Source organism: Streptomyces sp., assembly GCF_035563135.1.
Lineage (GTDB): Bacteria > Actinomycetota > Actinomycetes > Streptomycetales > Streptomycetaceae > Streptomyces.
Map to the genome: position 1 here is coordinate 1 of NZ_DATMVN010000469.1, position 6,398 is coordinate 6,398.

Consider the following 6,398-nt stretch of genomic DNA (forward strand, 5'->3'; position numbering starts at 1 on the left):
CCCGCTGTGGGTGGAGGCGATCGGCTCCGGGCTCCTGCCCTCGGAGACGACGCTGGGTATCGGGAAGGTCTGACGGGGCCGGACGGCTCCACGCCCGGAGCCGTCCGGGGGAGTGGCTGCCGCCGGGGTCTTGTGCCGGGCGCCTACGCTGACCGCTGTGACGCCTCCGACTTCCGAACGCCGCCCGCACCGTTACCGCCTGGCCCCGTTGCCGGCGCTGGCCCTGGCCGGATCGCTCGCCCTGACCGGCTGCGACGCCCTGACCGGTCCGCCGGGCCCTTCGGTGACACCCGCCACCCCGGCCGCAGGCGGTACGGCGCTCCAGGCGGTGGAGACGCTCACGGTGAAGGGCCGGGCGCCGAGGACGGGGTACGACCGGGACGAGTTCGGGTCCGCCTGGGCGGACACCGACCGCAACGGGTGCGGAACCCGGGACGACGTACTGGCGGAGCAGCTGTCCGGTGTCGCGCGGGACGCGGACGGCTGCAAGGTGCTCAGCGGGGTCCTCGACCCCGATCCGTACACCGGTACCCGCATCGCGTTCGTGCGGGGTCGCAGCAAGGTGGACATAGACCACCTGGTCGCCCTGTCCGACGCGTGGCAGAAGGGGGCTCAGCAGTGGAGCGCCGGCAAACGGCGGGCCTTCGCCAACGACGAGCTCAACCTGGTGGCAGCCGATTCGTCCACCAACCGCCGCAAGGGGGACGGGGACACCGCGACCTGGCTTCCGCCCAACAAGGCGTACCGCTGTACGTATGTGGCGGGACAGGTGGCGGTGAAGGTGAAGTACGGGCTGTGGGTGACGGCGGCCGAGAAGGCCGCGATGACCGAGGTGCTGTCCGGTTGCCCGCAGCAGAAGCTGCCCGCCGGGAGCAGCCCGACCGAAGCGCCCGCGCGCTGACGCCAGTCGTACCACCGGTGTGAATACTGGGGCCATGTGGAAGTGGCGGCTGACAGCCGCGGGGATGAACGTGCTGCTCGGGGTGCCGGGCGTCGTGCCGGTCTGGCTGATCTGGTACTACCTGTCGAACGGGCCGCTCGCGGACGCCGGCTGGACCTCCCGTGAACCGACCGAGAACGACGGCATGACGCTGTGGCTGGTGATCGTCGTGCCTGTGGTCGCGGTGTTCGGCATGATCTGGTGGCTCGTCAACGACCGGGTGCAGCGCAGGACCGCGCTGGCGCCGCACGTGTACTGGACGGCCGGCGCGCTGCTCACCCTCGCCCCTACGGGGGTGCTCGTCGCCGGCTCCGTGTGAACCGGAACCGGCCTGCCGGGACCCTGGAGCAGTGGCGGGCCTGGACCGGGCTGCCGTTCGACACGGAGGGGGCCGTGGAGGTGCCGGGCGCCCTGGTGCCGGTGCACTGTTCGCTCGCCCACGGGTACGCCGTCTACGTCGAGCCGAACGTGTGGGTGCGGCACCGGACCGCCTGACGCCTCGTGGCCGGACCGCCTGACGCCTCGGAGCCGGCCCGCCCCCCCGGGAGGGAGGCGGCCGGCCCAGGGGGCGGACCTCGGGAACCGGCCCGTGGGTCAGAGGCCGAGGTCCCACTGGCTCGCGTCCCATTCGAAGCCGGGGCTGACCTCGACGGTCAGGTTCCTGGCGTCGGCGGGGGCGTCGAAGGCGTACTTCGCCGTGATCTTCCTGCCCGGCAGGACGGTGCCGGTGAAGCCTTCACCGATCGTGCCGTCGAAGATCTGCTCGGCGTTCACACCGTCCTGACCGGCCCGGGCGTCGACGCCGACGAGCGTCGCGTCGAACTTCTCCTTGCCCTTGTTCTCGATGACGACCGAGACCGTGTAGGCGCTGTTGCCCTTGGTGTGGCCGACCGCGAACTCGTCGGCGGTGTAGGGGGCCGGGGCGTTCACCGTGATCTCCAGGCCGTCGTCGTACACGGCGGAGTCACCCGCTCTCAGGATGTCGTCACCCTTGCCCTCGGCGCCGCCGGCCGTCCCGCCGCCGACGGCCGGCTTCGCGGGGGCCGAGCTGTCCGCGACCGCCTTGTCGATGTCCTTCACCACGTCGTCCACGGCCTTGAACGTCAGGACGGCTCCGACGACCGACAGGATCAGCGCGACCAGGCCGAGGACCGCGCCGAACGTCGTCACGCCCTTGTTCGTGGCCTCGCCGCGCTTGGCGCGGCCCCGTCCGGCCAGGCCCAGGATCAGAGCGATGAGGCCGAGGATGCCCGCGAGCCAGAAGAACAGCGGGATCAGTCCGGAGACCGTCCCGATGATGCCGAGGACGAGAGCGGAGATGCCCAGGCCGTTGCGGGCGGGACGGGTGCCCGGGGTCTGCTCGGGGGCGTACGGCTGCTGGGGCTGGTGCGGCTGCGTGTACTGGGACATGGCTGTGCCCTTCCGGTGAAGAACGTGGACTGTGAGCGGACCGATGCGGTGCACCGGTGAGCGACGGGTCAATAAGACCATTCACTGTGAACCGAGTCAACACTGAAATTCGTGTGAACCGAATGCTGGACGGAGTCGGTATGCTCACCCACACACACGAGGTGACACCGACGTGCGCGGAACGGGAGACAGGCCAGTGCCGGATAACTCGACAGAGGTGACCGCGGCCGGAATCGCCAGGCTCGCGGGCGTGGGCCGCGCGGCCGTCAGCAACTGGCGCCGCCGGCACGCCGACTTCCCGAAACCCGTCGGGGGCACCGAGGCCAGCCCCTCCTTCGCGCTCCCCGAGGTCGAGCAGTGGCTGCGCGACCAGGGCAAGCTCGCCGAGGTCCCCCTGCGTGAACGGGTCTGGCAGCAGGTGGCAGGCCACCCCCAGGGCGCCGTGACCGCACTGGTCCACGCGGGGTGCGCCCTTCTGCTCGTCCGGGACAGGCCCACCGCCTGGCTGGAGATCACCGCCGTCTCGGACGCCCGGATGGCAGGCGTGCTGCCGGGCGCCGTCGACCACGTGCTGGCGGACCGCTTCGGAACGGAACGGGCGGTCCCCACTCCCACCGCCTCCGCCCTCCTGCCGTCCGTCCCCCTGCTCCGCGCCGCGGCCGAACTGGCCGCGGAGACCGGCGCCCGGCAGGCATTCGACTTCCTCTTCGGCCGTCAGCTGGACGCCAACCCGCGCCAGTACACGCTCACGCCCCCCGGCCTCGCCGGGCTGATGGCCGACCTCGCACAGCCCGCCAGGGGCGCCGTCCGGCAGAACGGCACACGGGGCTCGCGCACGGTCCTCGACCCCGCTGCCGGAACCGGCGCCCTGCTGTGCGCCGTCGAAGGGCCCACGGCCCTCCACGCGCAGGAGGCCGAACCCGACCTCGCGGCCCTCACCGCGCTCCGCCTCGCCCTGCACTCCCCCGGCGGCGGGGCCGGCGGGCCCACGCTCGCGGTCCGGGCCGGGGACACCCTGCGCGCCGACGCGTTCCCCGGGCTCACCGCCGACGCGGTGCTCTGCCACCCGCCGTTCAACGAGCGCAACTGGGGCCACGAGGACCTGGCCTACGACCCGCGCTGGGAGTACGGCTTCCCCGCCCGCACCGAGTCCGAGCTCGCCTGGGTCCAGCACGCCCTCGCACACCTCCGCGACGGCGGGACCGCCGTGCTCCTCATGCCCCCGGCAGCCGCCTCCCGCAGATCGGGACGCCGGATCCGCGCCGACCTGCTCCGCCGCGGTGCCCTGCGCGCCGTCATCGCGCTCCCGGCCGGCGCCGCACCCCCGTACGGCATCCCGCTCCACATCTGGGTTCTCCGCAAGCCGGGTGGCGGGCAGCCCCCGGCGCCCGAACTCCTCGTCGTCGACACGGCGGAACCCGAGACCGCCGGCGCCCCCTCCGGCCGCGACCGGCTGGACTGGCCGGCGGTGCGTGGCGCCGTGCTCGACGCGTGGACCCCCTTCGACGTGCCGGGCCGCCGCGAACCGGTCGAGGAGCGCCCCGGGACCAGCCGGGCCGTCCCCGTCATCGAACTCCTCGACGACGACGTGGACCTGGCCCCCGCCCGCCACCTGCCGCCCCCGGCCGGCGGCGGCGGCGCGGCCGGGCTGGTCCGCGTGCGGGAGCGGCTGGAGGAGACCCTGAAACTGACCGCCCGGCTCACACCGCCGCCGGCCGCCCCCTGCGCATCCGCCAGGCGGCCACTGACCACGGTCGGTGAACTGGCCCGCGCGGGCGCCCTGCACCTGCGGACCGCTTCCGGCACGGGCGGCAGCACGGCGCCGGTCCTCACCGAGCACGACGTCCTCGCCGGCACGGCCCCCAGCGGCACGCCCTCCGTACCGGCCGGAGCACCCGAGGACGACCCGCTCCTCCTGGAACCGGGCGACGTCATCGTGCCCGTGCTCGGCGGCACCTCGGTCGCCAGGGTCGTCGACGACAGCACCGCCGGTGCCGCGCTCGGCCGCAACCTCCAGCTGCTGCGCCCCGACCCGGCCGCCCTGGACCCCTGGTTCCTCGCGGGCTTCCTGCGCGGCACCGCCAACAGCCGGCAGGCCAGCAGCTACGCCTCCACCGCGACCCGGCTCGATGCCCGCCGCCTCCAGGTGCCGCGCCTGCCGCTGGCCGAACAGCGGACGTACGGGGATCAGTTCAGGGCCCTCGCCGCGTTCGAGGACGCCCTGCGCGAGGCGGGGCGGCTCGGCGGACAGCTGGTGCAGGGGATGTACGACGGGCTCACGGACGGTTCGGTCGCTCCGGAGTGACGTGAAGCACAGCGGTTGTGCACAACCCGGGGCCGGTTGTCCGTGTCGGTGTATACGCTCACTGCCACACGTCCGATCCACGCCTCCGGGAGCAGCACATGCACGGCTACGGCTATCCGCCGGAGCAGCAGCCGAAGCGCAGTCCCTCCTCGGCCACGCTGGTCACGCTGCGCGTGGTGTTCGTGGCGCTGGCCCTGCTGAGCTGTGGATTCCTCGCCTGGGCGGCGATGCTGCGGCTGGCGACCGTGACCCGCAGGCAGCGCGACTGGTGGCTGTTCGGCCTCGTCCTGGTGCTGAACGCCGGACTCGTCGTGTACCTCGGGTCGTTGCCGGTGGAGGACGACGTGCTGACGGACGGGCAGGCGGCCGTCACCTTCTCCTGGATGCTGGTCGTCTTCGTCGGCACGGTCACGTACTACCTCTACGCGGAGATACGGCACTTCGGTCCGTACGGCGGTGCGCAGGGAGGTCTTCGCCCCGGCCCGTACGGTGCCCAGCACCCGGGCGCGCCCTCGTTCCCCTCCGGTGGATACGCGCCGAGGCAGACCGTGACCGCGCCACCCGCACCTTCCTACGGCTACCCGCCCGCCCCGCAGCGGAGTCCGGCGCCCACGCCGCCGCCCGTCCCCGCCCCGCCCGTTGCGGCGTCACCCGTCCCCGCCCCGCCGGCCGACGCCCCGAGGGCTGCCGCCCCGCAGCGCCTCGACCAGGTGCGGGCCGAGCTCGACGAGCTGAGCGACTACCTCCGCAAGGAGGGCGGCGGCCGGTGAACGGGCGTGTCATCGCCGGGCGTTACGAGCTGGCGACCATTCTCGGCCAGGGCGGCATGGGCCAGGTCTGGACGGCGTACGACCAGCGCCTCGACCGCAGGGTCGCGGTGAAGCTCCTGCGCCCCGACCGGGTCGCGGGCCCCTCCGGCAGCGAGGCCGCCGACGATCTGCGCCGCAGATTCGTCCGTGAGTGCCGGGTCACCGCACAGGTCGACCACCCCGGCCTGGTCACCGTCCATGACGCGGGCAGCGACGGCGACGACCTCTACCTCGTCATGCAGTACGTCGAGGGCGCCGACCTCGCCGACCACCTCGCCGAGCACGACCCCTATCCCTGGCCCTGGGCCGTGGCGGTCGCCGCACAGCTGTGCGCGGTGCTGTCCGCCGTGCACGCCGTCCCGATCGTCCACCGCGACCTCAAGCCGCGCAACGCGATGGTCAAGCCCGACGGAACCCTCACGGTGCTCGACCTGGGCATCGCCTCCGTCATGGACACCGACACCACACGTCTGACGCGCACGGGCTCGCCGATCGGGTCCCCCGCCTACATGGCCCCCGAGCAGGCGATGGGCGGCGCCGTCGGCCCCTACACCGACCTGTACGCGCTCGGGGTGCTCCTGCACGAACTCCTCAGCGGCGACGTCCCGTTCGCCGGGTCCACCGCCTTCGGTGTCCTGCACCGCCACCTCTACGAACCGCCCCTCCCGGTCCGCCACCTCAGGCCGGAGGTCCCCGGGGCACTCGAAGCACTCGTCCTGCGGCTGCTCTCCAAGGACCCGCGGCACCGCCCCGCCTCCGCCCAGGAGGTCTACGAATCCCTGCGGCCCCTGCTGCCCGCCGGCGGCGCCCCGTCCGGGCCCCTCGACCCGACCCGTCCCTTCCTCCGCCCGCACGCACCCTGGCCCGACCGCGCGGCCACTTCGGCGCCGGCGCCCGTCCCCGCCCAGCAGGCACCCGCCGCACCGCACCAGCC

The 6,398-nt window shown here is 73.6% G+C and carries 6 protein-coding genes and 1 pseudogene; 6 read left to right on the forward strand and 1 reads right to left on the reverse strand.

Going from position 1 to position 6,398, the window contains the following annotated elements; genetic code table 11:
- The first annotated feature begins 157 nt into the window (after window positions 1-157).
- The 3 genes and pseudogenes from VN520_RS20745 to VN520_RS20755 form a co-directional block, all read left to right on the forward strand.
- Window positions 158-901, forward strand: coding sequence for an HNH endonuclease family protein (locus VN520_RS20745; RefSeq protein WP_414719897.1), 744 nt, complete (start codon window positions 158-160; stop codon window positions 899-901).
- Window positions 902-965: 64 nt separating this feature from the next.
- A complete protein-coding gene (locus tag VN520_RS20750) occupies window positions 966-1,259 on the forward strand; it encodes a hypothetical protein (RefSeq protein ID WP_325748433.1) in 294 nt (97 codons plus the stop codon).
- 14 nt (window positions 1,260-1,273) lie between these two features.
- Window positions 1,274-1,435, forward strand: a pseudogene (locus VN520_RS20755) (N-acetyltransferase); the annotation flags it as partial.
- A gap of 99 nt (window positions 1,436-1,534) precedes the next feature.
- Here the strand turns inward: VN520_RS20755 and VN520_RS20760 are convergent.
- Window positions 1,535-2,350 (reverse strand): DUF4352 domain-containing protein, encoded by an 816-nt coding sequence (locus VN520_RS20760; RefSeq protein ID WP_325748434.1) that lies wholly within the window; start codon window positions 2,348-2,350, stop codon window positions 1,535-1,537.
- 196 nt (window positions 2,351-2,546) lie between these two features.
- Here VN520_RS20760 and VN520_RS20765 point away from each other — a divergent pair, with 196 nt between their 5' ends.
- The 3 genes from VN520_RS20765 to VN520_RS20775 all read left to right on the forward strand — a co-directional run.
- A complete protein-coding gene (locus tag VN520_RS20765) occupies window positions 2,547-4,655 on the forward strand; it encodes an N-6 DNA methylase (RefSeq protein ID WP_325748435.1) in 2,109 nt (702 codons plus the stop codon).
- 98 nt (window positions 4,656-4,753) lie between these two features.
- The gene (locus tag VN520_RS20770; RefSeq protein WP_325748436.1) at window positions 4,754-5,425 is read left to right on the forward strand and encodes a hypothetical protein; all 672 of its coding nucleotides are present in this window, start codon (window positions 4,754-4,756) and stop codon (window positions 5,423-5,425) included.
- Window positions 5,426-5,481: 56 nt separating this feature from the next.
- A partial coding sequence (locus tag VN520_RS20775) for a serine/threonine-protein kinase (RefSeq protein WP_325748438.1) occupies window positions 5,482-6,398 on the forward strand: 917 nt, incomplete at its 3' end.